This window comes from Pseudomonas sp. 2024-210 (assembly GCF_045062345.1).
Classification (GTDB): Bacteria; Pseudomonadota; Gammaproteobacteria; order Pseudomonadales; family Pseudomonadaceae; genus Aquipseudomonas.
This window is the reverse complement of record NZ_JBJGEJ010000006.1, coordinates 169666-186875: the sequence shown is the minus strand read 5'-3', so window position 1 is coordinate 186875 and position 17210 is coordinate 169666. Positions and strand designations below refer to the sequence as shown.

General features: G+C 57.5%; 15 protein-coding genes and 1 riboswitch. Of the genes, 4 read left to right on the top strand and 11 right to left on the bottom strand.

What is annotated here, in order from left to right:
- Positions 1–18: 18 nt before the first annotated feature.
- Complete coding sequence (locus ACI7MX_RS11280) at positions 19–1233, top strand: MFS transporter (protein WP_314489806.1); 1215 nt, start codon at positions 19–21, stop codon at positions 1231–1233.
- On the opposite strand, the gene ACI7MX_RS11275 is transcribed toward ACI7MX_RS11280, so the two are convergent.
- From ACI7MX_RS11275 to ACI7MX_RS11245, 7 genes are all read right to left on the bottom strand, one after another.
- Positions 1230–2996 (bottom strand): DUF1302 domain-containing protein, encoded by a 1767-nt coding sequence (locus ACI7MX_RS11275; protein WP_405586723.1) that lies wholly within the window; start codon positions 2994–2996, stop codon positions 1230–1232. The genes ACI7MX_RS11280 and ACI7MX_RS11275 overlap by 4 nt on opposite strands.
- Positions 2997–3100: 104 nt before the next feature.
- A complete protein-coding gene (locus ACI7MX_RS11270) occupies positions 3101–4042 on the bottom strand; it encodes a hypothetical protein (protein ID WP_405586726.1) in 942 nt (313 codons plus the stop codon).
- On the bottom strand, positions 4039–4995 hold the full coding sequence (locus ACI7MX_RS11265; RefSeq protein ID WP_405586729.1) for a DUF6708 domain-containing protein: 957 nt from the start codon (positions 4993–4995) through the stop codon (positions 4039–4041). The genes ACI7MX_RS11270 and ACI7MX_RS11265 overlap by 4 nt, the downstream gene beginning before the upstream one ends.
- A complete protein-coding gene (locus tag ACI7MX_RS11260; protein WP_405586732.1) occupies positions 4992–8327 on the bottom strand; it encodes a toxin VasX in 3336 nt (1111 codons plus the stop codon). Before ACI7MX_RS11260 ends, ACI7MX_RS11265 begins: the two co-directional genes overlap by 4 nt.
- Positions 8324–9172, bottom strand: a complete 849-nt coding sequence (locus tag ACI7MX_RS11255) for a DUF4123 domain-containing protein (RefSeq protein ID WP_314489796.1) — start codon at positions 9170–9172, stop codon at positions 8324–8326. Before ACI7MX_RS11255 ends, ACI7MX_RS11260 begins: the two co-directional genes overlap by 4 nt.
- Complete coding sequence (gene tssI, locus ACI7MX_RS11250) at positions 9169–11190, bottom strand: type VI secretion system tip protein TssI/VgrG (protein WP_405586735.1); 2022 nt, start codon at positions 11188–11190, stop codon at positions 9169–9171. The genes ACI7MX_RS11255 and tssI overlap by 4 nt, the downstream gene beginning before the upstream one ends.
- A 118-nt stretch (positions 11191–11308) precedes the next feature.
- Complete coding sequence (locus tag ACI7MX_RS11245; RefSeq protein ID WP_405586738.1) at positions 11309–11938, bottom strand: LysE family translocator; 630 nt, start codon at positions 11936–11938, stop codon at positions 11309–11311.
- 80 nt (positions 11939–12018) lie between these two features.
- Here ACI7MX_RS11245 and ACI7MX_RS11240 point away from each other — a divergent pair, with 80 nt between their 5' ends.
- The 3 genes from ACI7MX_RS11240 to ACI7MX_RS11230 all read left to right on the top strand — a co-directional run bounded on the left by ACI7MX_RS11240 (position 12019) and on the right by ACI7MX_RS11230 (position 14860).
- On the top strand, positions 12019–12984 hold the full coding sequence (locus ACI7MX_RS11240; RefSeq protein WP_405586741.1) for a 2-hydroxyacid dehydrogenase: 966 nt from the start codon (positions 12019–12021) through the stop codon (positions 12982–12984).
- A gap of 31 nt (positions 12985–13015) precedes the next feature.
- Positions 13016–14014 (top strand): class I SAM-dependent methyltransferase, encoded by a 999-nt coding sequence (locus tag ACI7MX_RS11235; RefSeq protein ID WP_146384268.1) that lies wholly within the window; start codon positions 13016–13018, stop codon positions 14012–14014.
- Positions 14015–14064: 50 nt separating this feature from the next.
- A riboswitch (yybP-ykoY riboswitch) is annotated at positions 14065–14184 on the top strand.
- Between the two features lie 91 nt (positions 14185–14275).
- The gene (locus tag ACI7MX_RS11230) at positions 14276–14860 is read left to right on the top strand and encodes a TMEM165/GDT1 family protein (RefSeq protein ID WP_314492591.1); all 585 of its coding nucleotides are present in this window, start codon (positions 14276–14278) and stop codon (positions 14858–14860) included.
- A 193-nt stretch (positions 14861–15053) separates the two neighbouring features.
- On the opposite strand, the gene ACI7MX_RS11225 is transcribed toward ACI7MX_RS11230, so the two are convergent.
- The 4 genes from ACI7MX_RS11225 to ACI7MX_RS11210 all read right to left on the bottom strand — a co-directional run bounded on the left by ACI7MX_RS11225 (position 15054) and on the right by ACI7MX_RS11210 (position 17151).
- Entirely contained in the window at positions 15054–15875 is an 822-nt protein-coding gene (locus ACI7MX_RS11225) for a M48 family metallopeptidase (RefSeq protein ID WP_405586744.1), read from the bottom strand.
- A gap of 154 nt (positions 15876–16029) precedes the next feature.
- Positions 16030–16656 (bottom strand): SOS response-associated peptidase, encoded by a 627-nt coding sequence (locus tag ACI7MX_RS11220; protein WP_405586747.1) that lies wholly within the window; start codon positions 16654–16656, stop codon positions 16030–16032.
- A 39-nt stretch (positions 16657–16695) separates the two neighbouring features.
- Positions 16696–16956, bottom strand: coding sequence for a putative signal transducing protein (locus ACI7MX_RS11215; RefSeq protein ID WP_314492579.1), 261 nt, complete (start codon positions 16954–16956; stop codon positions 16696–16698).
- Positions 16957–16965: 9 nt separating this feature from the next.
- Positions 16966–17151, bottom strand: a complete 186-nt coding sequence (locus ACI7MX_RS11210) for a CPXCG motif-containing cysteine-rich protein (RefSeq protein WP_314492580.1) — start codon at positions 17149–17151, stop codon at positions 16966–16968.
- Between the last annotated feature and the right edge of the window lie 59 nt (positions 17152–17210).

Below are 17210 nucleotides of genomic sequence, written 5' to 3'. Positions count from 1 at the left end.
AATCCCAGGGATCACCCCATGAAAACAATACGAAACGTCCTGCCCGAGAGCTGGAGTCTGGTGTTCTCCGCCGCAGGTTCTGCCTACGGCGTCGGTCTGCTTGGCCTTTGGGCGTTGCCCTTTTTGATCAGTGCGATCATCCATGACCTCAATTTGAATGAGGCCCACGCTGGCATCCTGATGTCGGCCGAATTTATCTTCACCATGCTGGCGTCCTTGCTGGTCGCCCCTTTGATGGGCCGAGCGCCGCGGCGCACGCTGGCCATCGCGGGCACCCTATTGGCGATCGCCGCCAACCTGATCAGCGCCAGCATGACTGACCTTTACGCCCTGGCGGCCGTACGTTGCATAGCCGGTATCGGTGCCGGTCTGGCCTTGGCCTGCGGCAACGCCTGCGTCGCCAGCGCCAAACAGCCTGACCGGATTGCCGGGCACATGAACGTGCTGTCAGTGCTGCTGATGATTGTGGTGATGCTCGGCTACGCCAAAGTCATGGCCGCCTACGGCCTGCCGGGTCTGTACTACGCAATGGCGGGCACCATGGCAGTCATGCTGCTGGCTATTCCGTTTATGCCCCAGTACGCGCCGAAGGGTGTGATCGAGCCACGCCTGCACAGCATCAAACCCGCGGGCAATGTGCTGCTGAGCCTGCCGGCCATTTGCATGATGCTCGCCATGTTTGTGTTTCAGGCCCGCGACACCATGGGCTGGGCCTTTGTCGAGCGCATCGGCACGATGGTCGGCTACAGCGGCGATGAAGTCGGCATCTTGCTGTCCTTCCAGTCCTTCGTCGGCCTGATCGGTCCGTTACTGGCCGCCCTGATCGGCAAGCGTTTCGGCCTCAGCACCCCAGTGATTCTGGCCATCCTGCTGACCGGCGGCACCAGCCTGAGCTATGTCTTGGGTGAGCACTCGAAAATGCTCTACACCGTCGGCGTGATGACCATCTGCATCACTTACTTTTACGCCTTGAGCTACCTCACCGCACTGGCCGCCGCGCTGGACCGCGAAGGCCGCGTAGTTGCTGCCGCCAGCAGCTTCCTGAGTCTGGGTCTGGCCGTGGGCCCGGCCATTTCCGGCGGGCTGATTTCCCTCGGTGGCCTGACTCTGGCCGCGTGGGGCATTGCCGTCACTGTGCTGCTGACCTTGCTGCTGGTGATTGTGCCGCTGAACAGTGTTCGTCGTGAGCAAGCGTCACCTGACCTCGGCCTGACCCCTCAACCGGCGGTTTAAAACTTGATGCCCACACTCAGCGCCATAAAGTCGCGGTCGCTGAGTGTGCTGTAACGCCCACCAAAGAAATTGGTGTACGACAGACTGCTGGTGTACGTGTTCTGGTACTCGGCATCAACGCCCAGGCTGACCGCCTTGCGGCCTTCCTCAAAAGTGTTTTCCGGGCCGGGTGAATAACCACTGACATCGTGGGACCACGCCAAATTGGGCTTAAGGCGCAGGCTGGGATACACATGGTTGTATTCCCATACGGCACGGGCGCGATACCCCCAGGAATTGGCCGTGGTAAAACCGTCATTGCCCGCCGAACCAAACACCGGGTCACGCCCGTAGCGGCGCTCGGAATTACCCTCCAGCCCGGCCACATGGGTCATACCCACCTCGCCCATCAGGGTCAAACGGTCTGCGCCCATGCCATTGTCAAAGGTATGCGCCAGCGAGGTCTGAAACTGACTGACCTCCTTGCGCCGATACCCTTGTATGTCCGCACCGGGCGTCACGCTCAAGGGTGAGGCATCCGCCAGCCCCGGCAGCAATGTGACATTGGCATAGAGCAGATCATTGCTGTTGAGCTGCACGGGCGCATTGGGACGATAACTCAGCTCGCCTTTCCAGCGCGTGCCTGTGGATAAGGTCGTGGCGAAACTGAGACCGTATAACCGAATGTCTTCGGGGTACTCGACGTAATAGCTGGAATTACCCGCCACAATCATCGGCGCCAGCGCACCTGCACCCATTGCCGCGTTATACGCCGACTGGGGTGCCGCCTGACCGCTGAGGATCGGGTCACGGCTGTGATAGTTCATAAAAAAGGCGCCGAATTCGGTGTCCAAAGGCTCGAACACGTAGTGCATGGCCACACCGAACTGGCCGCCGTTGCGCGCATCACGGTCAGCGCCACGGTGCACCAACACGCCCTCCTCGTTAACCTCGACACCCGCCGAGGTAAGGGTCGACAACTGCGCCACTTCCAGTGCCGAGCGTTTGCTCATCACCCGATAATTGCCACTACAGCCGTCGGCCATCACGTCTGACTGCGAGAAAAACGTCCCGCAGTTATCGGCCTCGGACTGTTCCCAATCCAGTTGATAAAACGCTTCGGCAGACAGATTGTCGGAGAGGTTTTGCGAGAGATAAAACAGGTTGACCGGCACCAGCCCGTCTTTGTATTCAGTTCCGGGACGACGATAGGCTGATACGTCGGTGGGGTTGATCGCATTGATCCCGCCGCCGATAAACGCGGCCTCACCCCAATTGACCACTTGCTTGCCCAAACGCACGGCACCGGGCTGATCGGCGATGGCGTAATTGTGATACACAAAAGCGTCGAGCCACTGAGCGCCCGCCGATTGCGCGGAGGCTTTGCGGCCACGGTCACTGATCTGCTTGAAAGGTCGACTGTCGTCTTGCAGTTCAAAGTCGTACCAATACTTGCCGCGTACATACACACCGCTGTCGCCGTACTTCAACTCCAACGCGTGCATGCCGGTGAACAGCTTGGAGAAAGTTTCGCCGCGCTTGAAGTTCAACCGCCCGTCATCGGAGATTGGCGACTGCCCCTTGCCGCCATTATTGGCGCCGATCAGGTTGTGATCCGCCTTGGCAGTGGACCAACTGGCACCGATGGACAGCTCAGAATCGAGCTGGGCTTCTACTTCACCGATATTGAAACTCAACGCCCAGGCAGGCCCGGCAAAGGTCGAAACGAGGCTGACTGCCAGTGGCAGCTTGGCTCGGCGCCAAAACCGATTGACTGAGGACATCGACACTTCTCCGTGGGCACGCACAATTAGCCCGCAAGGATGAAGCAAACTCAGAAATAGACAAGATCGCAGCCTGCCTGCTCGTCAGAGACTGACGGGTTTATTCAAGAAGCGGGACGTGCTGCCAATTCTGCTTCGCGCTGAATAATCGCGGCCTCCAAAGCGTCTGAACGCTTAGCCCATTGTTCAGGGGGCAGGGGTTTGGACCATTCGATGATCTCGGGGTAATCCAAGGTGGGTGGGGGTGAGAGCTTCCAGGTTTGCAGCATGAAGGCTACGGGGGCGCCAAAAATGAAGATACCCAGTATTAACCAAATCGCTTCACCGACCTCCCCGTCCCGCAGATGCTTCCAAATACCCTGCGCATACTCACAGCAAATACCCCAAACTATCCCACGACCTTTAAGATTGGCACGCGACCTTTCAAAATTATTGCATTCAGGTATGGCGTGCGGACCGATTTCCATGTAACTACGAATACATTCCCACGTTGACATCGCGGCTTCATTGCCGCCGCAGTTGAAACCCCACAACCATTGTTTATTGTTCTCGGCTGCAAGCGGATCTGGGTTGTCAAAGCTGATAAACAACATCCCTGAAGTCGTTTTGCCTGCCTGACTGACTGAAGAATGCTGCGAAGCTGCGGCATTGACAGTTTCCCAAGGCACAATCCAATATTCGCCATCCTTCCGAGGCACGCAAACTTCGCGACGTTGGCGATTGAAGCGTATGGGTAAAGGCGCGGGACGAATTAAATTGCTAACGAACACCAATGTAGGGATACCCACAACCGCTATCCCTGCTAAGACCATAAGAGGCTCTGGAAAATAGATATTCATCAACAAAAAAAATATGGACATTGGCCAGATACTCATGATGGCACCGCCAACATTGAAATTCCCAATATCTAAAAACACATCATTCTTGCGCCAAATCATGTTGACCATATCAATAGGCTTCTGACCCGTTGGTATTGGCAACGGGGCTAAATAATCCTGCTGCGAAAGTAGACTCTTTTTTGTAGTGCCAGCGGCTTCTGAAGTCATGACTGCGCTCTCGCAAGCAACTCCGCCTCGCGCTGGATAATGGCGGCTTCCAAAGCGTCTGAACGCTTGGCCCATTGTTCAGGGGGCAGGGGTTTTGACCATTCGATTATCTCGGGGTAATCCAATGTTGGCGGTGGCGAGAGTTTCCAGGTTTGCAACATAAAGACGAAGGGGCCACCAAAAATAAAGATGCCAAGAATTAACCAACTCGCCTCACCCACCTTCCCGTTCCGCAGATGTTGCCAAATAGCCTGCGCATACTTACAGCAAACACCCCAAACTATCCCACGGCCTTTGAGAGTGGCACGCGCCCCTTCAAAATTATTGCACTCGGGTATGGCGTGCGGACCAATTTCCATATAACTGCGAATGCATTCCCACGTTGACATCGCGGTTTCATTGCCGCCGCAGTTAAAACCCCACATCCAGTGCTTGTTATTTTCGGATGCAAGAGGATCAGGATTATCAAAGCTAATAAACAGCATCCCCGAAGTCGTTTTGCCTGCCTGACTGACAGAAGAGTGCTGGGAAGCTGCGGCGGTGACTGTTTCCCATGGGATGATCCAATATTCACCCTCTTCTCGAGGCACACAAACTTCGCGACGCTGGCGATTGAAGCGTATGGGCAATGGCGTTGGGCGGCTCAAATTGTAGATAAATACAAGTGCGGGAATCCCTACGACAACGAGTCCAAGCAACAAGGTGAATTCACTTCCTTCAGGCGAGATATTTTTAAAACCCAAACCTAGAGCCAAATAAAATAGCGCCGAAAACCAAAGCACCATAAACCCGCCAACATTAAAATTCCCTATGTCTAAAAAAACATCATTATTGCGCCAAATCATGTTGGCCATATCAACTGGCTTCTGGCCGGTCGGAATTGGCAACGGTGCAAAGTAGTCCTGCTGAGAAAGGACGCTTTTTTTGATTGTTCCAGCCGCAGGAGAACTCATTTCTTCAACCCCGACTGCCAGATCACCGAAAACTCTTGATTGCCTAAAACATAGTTAGGCGCTCTATCCAGTTCTGGAGTTGGATCGTTACGAAGTTCAACAACGCCTGATGAACTGCTCACTGTAAAGGCTACACCTCGTTCGCCACCGACATAGCTGAGTGCCCCCAGCAGGGAAGTCAACGGCGTGCGATAGCGCAACCGCAAGGACACTTTTGAAGGCTGCGACATAAAAACCCCCGGCACGACTTTCAAGAAGGTGCCTGTCAAACGTAACCCCTGGCCTTGGGTAGACGGAATCCATTCACAACGACTGTGCTTTATCCACAGATCAGCAAGGGTTTGCATAGGTTCATCTGCACGCAGGCGACCTTCACCATTTTTGATACGGGCCCACATCGCCGGCGAATCCACTGGATTACCAATCATGGCGATTTCGAGGTGCGCATTACCCGGTTCCGCCCCCGGTAAATCAATAGTCAGGGAATCAATAAAGGTGGTGAACTTCACCCCCACATAGCTATTGGCGCCAACGGGTTCATCACGCCCTTTAAAGCTGACTCTCGGGGAGTAGAGAATACCGTAGAGCCTGTTTAGTTCATCTTGCTGATTCTCAATTGTAATGGGGCTTAGATCGCTGGCGCGGGCTTTGGACCAACAACACGAGTTTAGAAATTTTTGTATGGGTGTTTGCTGGAAGTACCATGCAATCAAATACAACACACCCAATACAGCGACCAATAAGTTGAGTGGCCCCATCCATAGAGCATATGCGGCAATCGCTGCTTTGGCTGTCATTACTCCCGCGAGAGCTCTGGCCGTGTAATAAATCCCTATTAATGCTTGAGATCCAAATACGAAAATTTGTCCTACTACCACGTTCTTCCGCATGTTCAACCACGGATCCATTGAACCATGAGCAGATTCTAATTGTTTCTGAAGAGACGAAAATTCGTAGAATGCCGCGATTGCTGAAAACCCTCCAATGACAGCACCAAAAAAAGTTAATACAGGTGTTGAAACCCATTCGCTAGTAGGTAACTTAAGTGTAAACACCCTCTCAGCAACCTTACTCCTCATCTGATTATCAATAACCGCCACTAACGCAGCCCCTGCATACAAGGTCGCAGATACCGTGTCATTAATCCGCTGCCGATCCATCCCCTCCAAAGCCCCTGCCTGCGTGAGGTAATTCTTGGCATTCCAGCTATTGAGCAATAACGCTGACAAGGCCACCAAACCTCCGCTGCCCTTCACCGCTTGGGAGTTAAGGATTTTGGACACTTGCCCTGCACCAATGGCATCGCCGGTTTTTTTGGCCCATTGCGCAATATCTTCCCCGGCTTTGCCAAACAGTTCCCACGTGCGCAAAGCACCTTCCTTGACCGCACGTAACCCGACGCCACTCCCCAACCGAGCCGCTACCAGTATGGCCAGCCATGAGCCACCGGGCGCATTGCCGTGCTCGCCTTTGAGCAGCAACAAAGCGCCCCCTAACCGCTTGACCAACGTTGCCCAACTACCCTGAGTGTCTTCAGCACGAACCCCCATACTGACGACCATTGGCTCGTTCAACACCCCCAGGACCTTAATAATGGCTTGCTTGGCATTGGCCTGATTTTCCAGCGCCAATGCCGCGATCAATTCGCCTGCGCGCGTGGTGCTGTTAACCGCGGCATCCAGCGTCGGGTTCCAGCCATAGAACAACTGGCGCAACGCCCCATCATCGGCACTGCGCACATAGTCGGCGTATTGCTCGGCACCCTGGGTGCGGATGCATTGACCACTGAGGCAGGCCACGGCCAGATTATCCAGCCAGTGGGTGTGGTCGGGATCGCTGTAATCAACTTGCCATGTCGCGCTGTGATGACGTTGCAAGTACAGGCCACGGTCAGAAAACAGGCTTTCGTGACGCTCCTGAACCTGCGCAAAGTGCGCAGGGGCTGTGGTGTCGAGCCAGGTATTCATCGCCGGCAAGTCGATGTATTCCTCAACCTTGTCGCTGGCGAGTTTGTTGTTGATATTGTTGGCTTTGCTTTCCTGATAATCGCGCACCAGTTCGATCACTTCGCTGTGCAGATCAAGGGGAATAAACCCACGCACAGGGAATACGGCAGCCTGTTCACGCCGATGTATTTCAGCCAAACGTATATCAGCCTCTTCATTGCTGTGGGTGGTGCCACGCCGAATGTTGGCGGTGTATCGGTCTCTGGCCAGCTTCGCCAATTGAGTGCGGGCATCCAGCAGTATTTGCGCCTGATTTCGGGTTATCAGAATGTCGCGATCGCGGTAGCGGTAGTTGAGCTGTCCTGATAATTCTGCAGCGTCCTCTGTGATCAAGCTTCTCACAAACCCACCAATGCTCAGGCGCAGGTTGTTGTCGGCTTGCCACTGTTCGTGGCGAGACTCGACCCATTCTTGTTCGTGATTGATGTCGCGTAGCACACCAAGGTCGTCATCGAGGCAGGCCAGTACGCTGTATAAACCGTTCGATTCCGAGAGGGCGGTTTCCACCAGCGACTTGCTGGCGGTGGGTGCCCACGCCTGGGCACTCCATTCTCCCGGTGGCGCAACCTCTTCGGAAAGCGGCGGGTAGTGCGCCGCTAGTTGCGCTCGTTCTTCCACCCAACGCATAGCATCGGTGTAGGCCTTGATCATGAACGGGGTCGGCTTTTTGCAGACTTGCTCACCCAGCTCCTCCGCCTCTTTACAGTAAACCTGCTGGTTGCGCTGGTAATCCATCGCCAAGGCCAGGTCGTAAGTCTTGGGTATCAACTCGCCCACTACCTGTGCCGCGTCTTGCAAGGGCACGCAATGGGGGGCTTGCAGGGTGTTGGCGACGGCTCGCAGGTCGAGGCAGCGCATGCGCCTGGCGCGCACCTCTGGGTCGCTCAGGTGTTCGCAATGCTGGGGTTTGAGCGGGATTTCGCTGTACAGCATCCATGCCGACTGGTGCTTGTCCAATGCAATGCCGCTCAAGGTTCCCACAACCACGACTGTGTCATCGTCGTCCAGCGCCTGTTGGCGCAACCGATTGTTCTCCGCCACGGCATAGCGCTGTAGCGGCCCCTTACCCTGCCACACGTAGACAAAACCGACGCGCAGCAACCGCACCGCCATGGGATGACTTTGGGTGTCAACGCCCGGCTGGAAGGCGGCATGGGTCACAGGTTCTTCGCTGAGGGCATAGCGTACTGGCACGACAAACAGGTGCCCTTGGTTGGCCGGGCATTGCTGGACGGTGCTGTTGATGTCGACATGCCCACACGCAGCGGCAGCGCGTCTGGCCTCTGCCAGCTGGGTGACGGTTTGCAGAGGTTTAATTTCGCTCATAGGGCGGGCTCTCTTGGGATGGCGCGTAGGGTCAATTCGTCCAGCGCGCGATCAAGACGTTGTCGTGGGGTGACGCCTCGCTCTGCCAGCAAGCTGCGATAAATCTCCAGACCCTCGCCCTGCGGAAAGTCTTCGCCATAGGTGGCAAACAGACTCGCCCAGAGCATCACTTCGTCTTCTGCGCTGTAGCCCTGCCGCGCGGCGCTGGCCTGACACGCCAAGGCCCACGCCTGCTGCTGTCGGGGGTGGAGGTCGTGCAGGCAGTGAGGGAAATAGCGCTGAACATGGTCAACAAGGCGTTGCAAAAACTGACTGCGCTGGGCCTGACAGAGGTGTTCAAGGGTGTGCGCGCTCAGCCTCAACCAAGGTGTTGGCCCATAGCGAGCCGTCGGCTGATCGGGGTTTTGTTGACTGATCACCAGCGTACTGCCATCGGCCTGCGGCAATCGAATCACCCGCACCGGGCCCATCAACCGGTCACGTTCAGCCGCAGGTAAATCGTGCAGCCACAGGCGTGTGATGACGGGGTCGTAAAAGCGGAAGAAAGCGCTGACCTCTCCGTCCAGTTGCACATGGATCAGGCTGCGTACATGCGCAATCACATCCGCTTCAGCCGCGTCGGACTCCAGCCAGATGCCTGCCTTGTCCTGCCAGTGCGCGTGGAAAGTATTGGCCAGCGGACTGGCGCGCTCAACGCCCACCACTACCGGGCCAAAGGAGGCCAGCGCCGCGTATTGCGTCATCAAGTACAGCGCGTGAGGGGTGGTGGTGGGCGCCAGCTCATACAACTGCGCATGCAGACCCGCTATTTGATGGCTGTCGAGCAACAGGTAAGCCTGCATCATGGCTGGCGCTCCTCAAGGGACTGACAGACGATGCACACAGGCGCACTGTTGGCGATGGCTTGGGTGAAGGCCTGTTGTTGCGCTTCTAACGCCAGCGCTGTCATTACCCCGACCGATCCGGCCAGCGCCGACACCACTGGCACGCCGGGGATGGGCACCCCGCCCGGCAAAATCGGCGTACTGCTCAGTATCCCGGCAGGTGTCAGCAGCAGGTGCTGGCCACCCGCCTTGAGGCTCAAGCTGGCGCCACCGTTGAGAACCATCATCGCCCCCGCATTGAGGTGAATATGTTCACCCGCCTCGACCGTCAGCACGGCACCCACGCGGGTATGACTGTTGAGGGCGGTGTCCAGATAATCACTGGCGTTGATCATGGTTTTACGGTCGCCGGTGACCGTCTGGTGATCCTCGGCATCGAGCACCACCCGGCTGTTGCCTTCGATGGTTTCTTCGCGCTTGCCTTCAACATGCAGGTGACTGTCGTGTTCGATGTGTTGTTGCAGGTCACGTTGGGCGTGCAGGTAAATCAGCTCCTGGCCCTTGCGGTCTTGCAGACGCAACTCATTGTGGCCGCTGCCGCCCAGCGTACTGCGGCTGCGCACGACGCTTTGGGTGTTTTCGGCCGGCAACGTGAGGGGCGTAGGCGTGATACTCGACGCCAGGCAGCCCGTGACGACGGGCCGGTCAATATCCCCCTCCAGATAGCTGATCATCACTTCCATGCCCACCCTCGGGATGATCACGGTGCCATAGGACTCGCCCGCCCAACTGGAGGCGACGCGCAGCCAGCAACTGCTTTGCTCGTTGTTCACCTCGCTGCGGTCCCAGTGAAACTTGACCCGCACACGGCCGAACGCATCGGTATGAATGTCTTCGCCGGCCGGCCCGGTGACGCGCGCCGTCTGATAGCCCAGCACCACGGGCTTGGCGAAAACGGTGGGCGACCGGTAGGTCACCGTCTCGGGAATACCGCGGAAATGGTTGCGGTAGCCTTGGGTAAAATCGATCAAATGCTCAATGCCTGAATCGCCGCCCTGCTCTTTCAACACCTGCGGTTGTTTGCCTTCATGGCGAACATGGGTCAGCAGCCAAGGCGCGTTAAAGGCGGGGTTAGGGTGCTCGGTCAGGCTCAGAAACTGACCGCTGCACAAGGCCGGTTGATCGCTGTCACCGCGCCCTTCGCGACGGTCGGCTTGATGACGTTCCAGGGCGATGCGACTTTGTCGCTCGCCGTCAGCATGGGCCGTAAAACGACCGGGATAGGTGTAGTGCTCGAGGGGACGTTCATGGGGATTGGCGCGGCTGTCCGCCTGTAGTGTGCGACTGGCGACCTTAAAGTCGTAGTCGCGAGTCAGGGTGCTGTTGATCCGAATGCTCAGTTTCACGCGAAAACTGTGCACCGACGGCTCGCCCGCCACCATGCCGTTATGGGGCTTGAAGGGAGTGGCTCCCTGCGCAGGGGTGAACGCAGCCTCACCATCTCCGAATTGTAGAAAATGGCCGTCGGGGGAATGTCGGAAGACATAGTGAATGCCTTCTTCAAAACACAGGCGCTGGATAAAGTGCAGGTCCGATTCGCCGTACTGCACGCAGTATTCACGCGGCGCGTAAGCGGATTGCAGGGTGAAACCATAGGCGTTGCTGAAGATGCCGTGCTCTTCGAGGAGTGTCTCGATGATGTGCTGCACGGTCTGTTTCTGAAAAATACGATGATTGGTTCGATGGAGCAGATAGGCCAACTGCGGTCGAAGCGACAGGCGATAGTGCGTCAGCCGTGGGCCAGAACTGCTTTTGAGCACGTGATAAATCTGCCCATGGACGCCATGCCCCTGAGTATCAAAGGCCAGAAAGGCAGGCGTATGCAGCAGCGTTTCAAGGTCCAGATCAGGACGTTCACACACCACTTCAACGGCAAACGAAAAGGGGGTGCTGATGGCTTCGTCACCACTGAAGGCCAGCACTTCCAACGGGTGCGGGCTGGCCTGCGCGGTCAGGCTGAAACGGTGATGGGCGTTCATCCGTCGATCCTCTGAAATGAGGGATGAACGCTAACGGATGAACGCTTTTTAGGATGTAGGAGCCTTCTCTAACTCGCGACTGAAATACCTATTTGCAAACCGTACTCTCCGTGTTCGATCAATGCATCTCGGTAAAGGCGAGCTTGATGCCCAGCGCCACCAGTACCGCGCCCATGCTGCGATCAAACCAGTGCCCCATGCGGGCAAAAACGTTGCGCACCCGCTGATGGCTGAACAACGTGGCCACCATGCAAAACCACAGGCCCGTCGCCACCGCCAGGTAAACGCCATAACCGGCCTGAATCGACAGCGGCGTGTGCGGGTTGATCACCACGGTAAACAGCGAGAGGAAAAACAACGTCGCCTTGGGGTTCAGGCCATTGGTCACAAACCCTGCCGTGAACGCACCGCGCGCCGTACGCTCGCCCACCGGCAAGCTTTGCGCCATAGCCGCCGGGTCGGCCGGTTTGGCCCGCAGTGCCTTGATGCCGATGTACAGCAGGTAGGCCGCCGCCAGCCATTTGAGCGCGTTAAACAGCACAATCGACTGCGACACGATGATGCCGATACCCAGCAACGAATAGCCCACGTGGACAAAAATCGCCGTGCCCACACCGAACGCGGTAAACAGGCCAGCACGTCGCCCGTGGGTCACGCTTTCACGCACCACCACGGCGAAATCCGGCCCGGGGCTGGCGACTGCCAACAAGTGAATCAGGGCAACGGTCAAGAATTCTGTCCAGTACATGCACGGCTCCATTACAAAATGTTTCTTCTGTTAGGCTCGCCACATTACGCCTTCACTCGACAGCACAAAAGGTACAGTTGATGACAAACACTCAGCGCGCCGTCTTTCTTGACCACCCTTCCCTGGATCTCGGCGACCTCGACCTCAGCCCTCTGCGTCACTGCTTCAGCGAGTTGCAGTTGTGGACCGACACCACCCCCGACAACGTGATCGAGCGCCTGCAAGGGGCCAGCGTGGCCATCAGCAACAAAATTCAGCTGGACGCCCACACCCTCGCCGCCTGCCCGGAGCTGAAGCTGATTCTGGTGGCCGCCACCGGCACCAATAACGTCGACCTTGCAGCCGCCCGCGCCCACGGGATTACCGTCGCCAACTGCCAGGGCTACGGCACGCCGTCCGTGGCGCAACACACGCTGGGCCTGCTGCTGGCGTTGGCCACGCGCCTGATCGATTACAACCAGGCCGTGCGCGCCGGGCAGTGGCAGCAGGCCAAACAGTTCTGCTTGCTGGACTTTCCGATAGTCGAGCTGGAAGGCAAAACGCTGGGGCTGTTCGGTCATGGGGAGCTCGGCAGCGCCGTGGCCAAATTGGCCGAAGCCTTTGGCATGCGCGTATTGATCGGACAAATCCCCGGTCGCCCGGCCCGCGCTGATCGCCTGACGCTGGACGAATTGCTGCCTCAGGTCGATGCGCTGACCTTTCACTGCCCGCTGACGGAGCACACCCGAAACTTCATCGGTGCCCGCGAGCTGGCCTTGCTCAAACCGGGGGCGTTTGTGGTCAACACCGCCCGTGGCGGCATGATCGATGAACAAGCACTGGCCGATGCATTGCGCAGTGGTCATTTGGGCGGCGCGGCCACCGATGTGCTGAGCGTCGAACCACCGCGTGACGGCAACCCGCTGCTGGCGGCGGACATCCCACGCTTGATCATCACCCCGCACAGTGCCTGGGGCAGCCGAGAGGCGCGGCAACGAATTGTTGCTCAATTGACTGAAAACGCCGAAGCCTTCTTCAACGGTACAGCGCTGCGGGTCGTCAGTTGATAAACTGCGCCCCTTTTTTGAGGAGCAGATTATGGATCCGCGCAGTGAAGTACTGCTTCGTCAGCCTGAATACTTTCAAGGCTCGCTGCTGTTAGTCGGTTTACCGGCCGATGATTTACTCGGCCAACTGCCCAATGCCCACGGGTGGTGCTGGCATGCGGGTGATCAGGCCGCGCTCGACGCCCGCTTTGCTGGGCGCGTGCACTTTGGCGTTGAGGTGCCTGAGCGCGCTTTCGACACGGCGGTGGTGTTTTTGCCCAAATCCAAGGAATTGGCTGATTACGTGCTCAAAGCTGTCGCCGCCCGCCTGCCGGGTGCCGATGTGTTTTTGGTCGGTGAAAAAAAGGGCGGTATCGAAGGCGCTTCCAAGCAACTGCTGGCGCTGGGCAAACCGCGCAAACTCGACAGCGCACGGCATTGCCAACTGTGGCAAGTGACGGTCGAGACTGCTCCGCAAGCCCCGGTATTGGCCGACCTCGCTCAACACTACGAACTGCCACTGGCAGAAGGCCCACTGAAAGTCGTCAGCCTGCCAGGTGTATTCAGCCACGGTCGACTGGACCGCGGCAGCGCGCTGCTGCTGGAACACCTGGACAAACTGCCGAGCGGCCACGTGCTGGATTTTGGCTGCGGTGCGGGGGTTTTGGGTGCAGCGGTCAAGCGTCGCTACCCGCATAACACCGTCACCTTGCTCGATGTCGATGCGTTTGCCACCGCCAGCAGTCGTCTGACGCTGGCCGCAAATGGTCTGGAAGCGGAGGTGATTACCGGTGATGGCATCGACGCTGCACCGATGGGTTTGAACACTATTTTGAGCAATCCGCCGTTTCATGTCGGCGTCCACACCGATTATCACGCCACTGAGAACTTGCTAACAAAAGCGGTCAAACATCTGAAAACAGGTGGCGAACTCCGCTTGGTTGCCAACAGTTTCCTGCGTTACCAACCGCTGATCGAAGCGCAATTTGGCCACTGCACGGTCAAGGCCGAAGGCTCGGGTTTTCGCATTTACAGCGCCAAGCGTCGTTGAAGCCATTTGAAAATAAGGACTTGCCGGATCGGATTTGCCTAGGCAGAATCCGCTCCGTCCTAGGGGAGTAGTCTCCCACGAGCCTCACGCTCGTCCGGCATGCGTCAACATACTTGGTCAACAGACCATGGTGCATGCGACCCAGGTGTCCACACAGATGGACCAGGGTTTGACAAGACCTATGACACGAACACCTTACCCGGGGCGGGAAGGCTGTACGTGTCATAGCCGTGTCGACCCGCCCCTGGAAACTACCTGATGATGCTCGACTCCTTACTCGTTCCTACTGCAATCGTTGCCTTGGCCGAAATCGGCGACAAGACGCAACTCCTCGCGCTTATTCTTGCCGCACGCTTTCGCAAACCCTGGCCGATTATTGCTGGCATCGTGGTCGCGACCCTCGCCAACCACGCAGCGGCCGGTGCCGTAGGTGCATGGATCGGGAGCTTCTTCACGGATGCGATGCTGCACTGGATTTTGGCCGCCAGCTTTACCGCGACCGCATTGTGGACGCTGGTGCCGGACAAAATGGACGATGACGAAGCCAGTACTGCGCGCAAGTACGGCCCTTTCGTGACCACTCTGATTACGTTTTTCATTGCCGAGATCGGCGACAAGACCCAAGTGGCGACTGTGATGCTGGCTGCGCAGTATCCAGACTTGTGGCTGGTGATTATCGGCACCACCGTGGGTATGTTGATTGCTAACGTACCGGTGGTGATAGCCGGTAATTTTGCGGCGGATAAACTGCCACTGACCTTGATCCGCCGCCTGGCTGCGACTGCGTTCTTTGTGCTGGCGGCAGTGGCGGTGTACAAGGCGATGGTGATCAGCGGCTGGGTTTAAAAGCGACCCTCACCCTAGCCCTCTCCCAGAGGGAGAGGGGACTAAAAGCAAAAGCAGATTTGCGCAACGCCACCGTCTGGCCCCCTCTCCCTTTGGAAGTGGGGACTAAAAGCAAAAGCAAAACCAGATCTGTGCAACACCACACATCAGCCCCCTCTCCCTTTGGGAGAGGGTTGGGGTGAGGGCCCAGCCGTTACTGGGTCTTGGCCGCTTGCTGATACAGCGGCATCACCTTGGGAATCGCCGCTTCCAGTGCCGCAATACGGCTAGTAGAGGCCGGGTGAGTGCTCATGAATTCAGGCGGTGCACTTTGCGAAACCTGCCCCATCTTCTGCCACAGCGTAATCGCCGCGTTCGGGTTGTAACCCGCCCGCGCCGCCAACTCCAGACCAATCAAATCTGCTTCGTTCTCATTGCTGCGACTGTTGGGCAACGTCAGGCTGTAGTTCACCACTGTGTCGGCCAGCTGCAAGCTGTCCTGCCCTAATCCCAGCAATGCTCCCGCACCTTGTTTGGCAATTTCGATGCCGTAAGCCTTGGACATCGACTCACGCCCGTGTTCACGCAAGGCGTGGGCAATTTCATGGCCCATCACCGCGGCAATTTCATCGTCATTGAGCTTTAGCTGATCAATGATGCCGCTGTAAAAGATGATCTTGCCGCCCGGCCCGCAGTTGGCGTTGAGTTCGTCACTCTTGATCAAATTGACTTCCCAGTTCCAGTGCGCTGCATCCGGACGGAATGCCGGTGCCTGAGCAATCAGTCGATTGGCAATGGCCTGCAAGCGCTGGGCGTTGGCACTGGTTTTATCCAGCTCGCCTTTGGTGCTCGCTTCGCTGACCGTCTGTTGGTACGACTGCGCATACATTTGGTCAACCTGCTCACTCGACAGCATGCTGAACATGTACTGCTTGCGCTCTACACCGACCGCTCCGCCACTGGTGGTGTTCACCGCCTGACACCCCCCCAGCAGCAACCCGGCGCCCACTGCACACACAACCGCTAATTTGCCCATCATCCGCCTCCATAAACGTGGTGCTCATGGTAGGCGCGCGCTGACAACTGCGCTAGAGCCGTGACTCAGCTACCAGAGGGTTTTAGGTACGCCCAGACACCAAAAAGGTGTCTCGCGCGTGGAGTGGCGTGGCGTGGCTAACCAGACTTGAGGCTTAGCCCGGTGTGAGGCACTCAGGGGCATTGAGCTTGGGATCATTGACCAGATTGGCCAACGGCCGCTCACGCAAAGGCGATTGCGGCGCTGCCAATAGCGCTTGCAGGGTATGCAGCGGGGTTTCAGGGTCGAGCCAGGCTTGCTGGCCCGCCTCATCAAGAATCAACGGTCGACGCTGACTCGCCGCCGCTTGAGTGATCACCGCAGTGCTCAGCCACACATGCCCGTCCACCGGGTACGCCTCCCAAATACCCGCGAAAAACAGCGAAGCCCCCTCGCCCGGCGTCAGCCAATAAGGGCGTTTTCGCGTAGTGCCGCGCCATTCGTAAAAACCATTGGCCGGAATCAGGCAGCGACGCAAGTTAAAGGCATCGCGAAACATGGGCTGCTCGACGACCGTTTCGGCACGGGCATGAGCCGGCGTGCGCGACAGGTCGGTGAGCCACGGCGGGGTCAGCCCCCACCGTGCACGCGCCAGATTACGCTGGCCGGTTTCGGCTTCGGCACGCAGGATCAACACCGAGTCATTGGGCGAAATATTCCACTGCACCTGCTGATCTGCCGGAAAACCGGGCAAGGCTGCAAACGCAGGGTTCCAACGAAACAGGGCAAAACGTCCACACATGGGGCTGTACAACTCTTCTATATAAAGGTGGCTAGAAACTCAACACTCGAGCACATCCGGGAAGCTTGGGGGCTCATCGTCCGCCACGGGAGACGCCGCATTGTACGCATCGATCAGCTCGCGCGCGTGCCGCGCCTGATCATCGGCCACCGTCAGTCCCAGTAAACCCAACGCGGGCAACTCGCCTGTCCCCCCCACCAGATCACGCCCGTCGAGACGGGCGTAAATACCCTCACTGTCCAGCATCCCCAGCAAAAGCTCGGCTTCCATCAGGTTTTGTGGTTCGTAGATACGTCTCATGGCCGTCACTCACGCTTCATTCTCGCTGTGGACTTCCAGCATCCACTCATGACCATCGGTCTGAAGCGTGAACCTGATAGGCCGGCAACACACCGGGCAGTCTTCTATGTACTGCTGATCGCCGCCCGACAGGTCGATGACCGCCTCTGCCGGCTCTCCACAATACGGGCAGTCATAGGGTTCGGTCTCAAGCATCGCGGTCTCCAGGGTGACTTGTGCGTATAATCGCCGTCTATTTGCAGGGCTATTATTGT